This window comes from Moorena sp. SIO4A1 (assembly GCF_010672065.1).
GTDB lineage: Bacteria > Cyanobacteriota > Cyanobacteriia > Cyanobacteriales > Coleofasciculaceae > Moorena.
The window spans coordinates 1-2,050 of sequence record NZ_JAAHHX010000367.1 but is presented as its reverse complement, the minus strand read 5'-3'; the positions used below and the strand labels follow the sequence as shown (position 1 = coordinate 2,050).

Below are 2,050 nucleotides of genomic sequence, written 5' to 3'. Positions count from 1 at the left end.
TCATATGGCGACATACCAATATGTCTTGGTACCAATATTTCTCAGGGAACCTCTCTAGGCTTGAATATTCTACTGGAAGAAGGCGAAGAACTAACACCTGGACCCAAGATTTCTCAGGGAACCTGTATAGGTTTGAAAAAGCTGGAAGAAATGGAATCATCGGATAATCAGACGGTGTTAGAGTTTCTAGGGAACAAGGTCAGAGAATCCAGTCAAGAGATCGAAATTATTTTCGCGGGACGGGTGCATCTCAATGCATGCAATTAAACAAAAATTCTAATAAAATTCCCACACTGCCTACACTACCCACCCTCCATAAAATCCCCAGGCTTCCGACACTTCCGGCACTTCCCTTGTTTTTTACAAAGATGAGATGCACCCCGCGGGACACAGTTTAGGAGGAGCTTTAAGCCCAGGGTAATCGCATCTAATTTGGGAAAAATTGTACTTGACAAAAAACCGGTTGGATGGGCTAGTCCTTCATCTCTCATCAAGGGTAATCTAGGATGTGTAAAGAGTTGTATTTTCTAGTCACGGATCATGGCAAAAGGTTTTGGCAGACCCGTTCTTAACAATCATCATCAGCGTGAGGCTCAGATGCTGAAAAAGAGTGTACTCAATCATTTTCAGCATCGGTCGGTACCCCGTGTGGGTAGCAGAACAGACCATAATCTTGTAGCGATGGTTACTATAGCCATTTTCGCGCTCGATTGCTGGCGCTGATGGGTTTGTGGCCATCGAAACCTACGGTAAAGCCAAGCAACAGTGGCTGGAAACATTTTTAGACTTACCTCACGGGATACCATCTCACGATACATTTGGTCGAGTGTTTGGGCTTCTAGATCCCCAGCAACTCGAAACGGGCTTCCTGAGTTGGGTGGGCAGCATCACCGAGAGCTTAGATATTGAAATGATTCATATTGATTCTTGACGGCCAAAGGCTCCTATGACCGGGAGAACCGCCTCAAAGCACTGCATAGCGTGAGCGCCTGGAGCAGCGAACATGGGCTGGTGTTGGCTCAACAAAAAGTGGAGAGCAAATCGAATGAAATTACTGCGGTGCCACTGCTGCTCAAGTTGCTGAACCTCTTTGGAGCGGTGGTGACTCTCGATGCCATGGGCACCCAAATTGACATTGCCCGAGAAATTAAGCAAGCCGGTGGGGACTATGTCCTGGCGCTCAAGGGCAACCAGGGCAAGCTGATCCAGCAGGTGGAAGCTTGGTTTGCTATGGCTCTTGACCCGAACGGGCAGGGGATTGAATTGAGTGACCACCAAACCGTCGAAGCTGGACATCATCGCATAGAAACCCGTCAGGTGTGGGCGGTACCTGTGAGTCAACTCCCCCCGTTGCATCGGCAAGCAGAATGGGAAGGCTTAACCAGTGTGGTGATGGTGAAGCGGACGCGGCAGTTATGGAACAAAACCACCACCCAGACTCAGTTTTACCTCAGTTCCCTGGAGGCGGATGCCTCGCGCCATAACCAGGTGATTCGGTGCCATTGGGGTGTTGAAAACAGTCTACATTGGGTGCTTGATGTCACCTTCAATGAAGATGCCAGCCGGGTTCGCCAAGGGTATGCTGCCGAGAATCTGGGGCTGCTGCGCCGCATGAGTGTTAACCTGCTCAAGCGCGAACCCTCCCGCCAGAGTCTGAAGATGAAGCGTTATAGGGCGGGGATGGATAATGATTTCCTAATCAAAATCCTGGCCTCCAGTGCGGCGAAGTGAAGCATTTTTTGAGGGTGATGCAAGATTGTTGAGGAGTCAACAAAGGAGGTGATGGGCTGAATCTATTAACTGAAGTCGGTTAGGCTCCAGGAGTGTTGACTAACAGGACTGGTACACACTTTCGAGTACCATTAACTTTTCTGAGGGTATAATCAGCAATTCTACAGTCAAATTTTAGCTCAGGTTACTGTATTGTTATAACTCTACTAAGATGCGATTACCCTGCGGTAGTAACTTAGGTAAATTACGCACTATCATAGAAGCTGCTAATCGCGAACCTATACCAAACTCAAGCTTTTTCCCTACCAGACCGTTCTAG

General features: G+C 48.3%; 3 protein-coding genes. All 3 read left to right on the top strand.

Going from position 1 to position 2,050, the window contains the following annotated elements; all coding sequences use genetic code 11:
- Window positions 1-267: hypothetical protein (locus F6K53_RS38355; RefSeq protein WP_293085035.1), on the top strand; the 267-nt coding region annotated here is incomplete at its 5' end.
- A 463-nt stretch (window positions 268-730) separates the two neighbouring features.
- Window positions 731-931 carry a transposase family protein gene (locus F6K53_RS38350; RefSeq protein ID WP_293085032.1) on the top strand — a complete coding sequence of 67 codons (201 nt, stop codon included), beginning with the start codon at window positions 731-733 and terminating at the stop codon, window positions 929-931.
- Window positions 928-1,731 (top strand): ISAs1 family transposase, encoded by an 804-nt coding sequence (locus F6K53_RS38345; RefSeq protein WP_293085030.1) that lies wholly within the window; start codon window positions 928-930, stop codon window positions 1,729-1,731. The genes F6K53_RS38350 and F6K53_RS38345 overlap by 4 nt, the downstream gene beginning before the upstream one ends.
- Window positions 1,732-2,050: the final 319 nt, after the last annotated feature.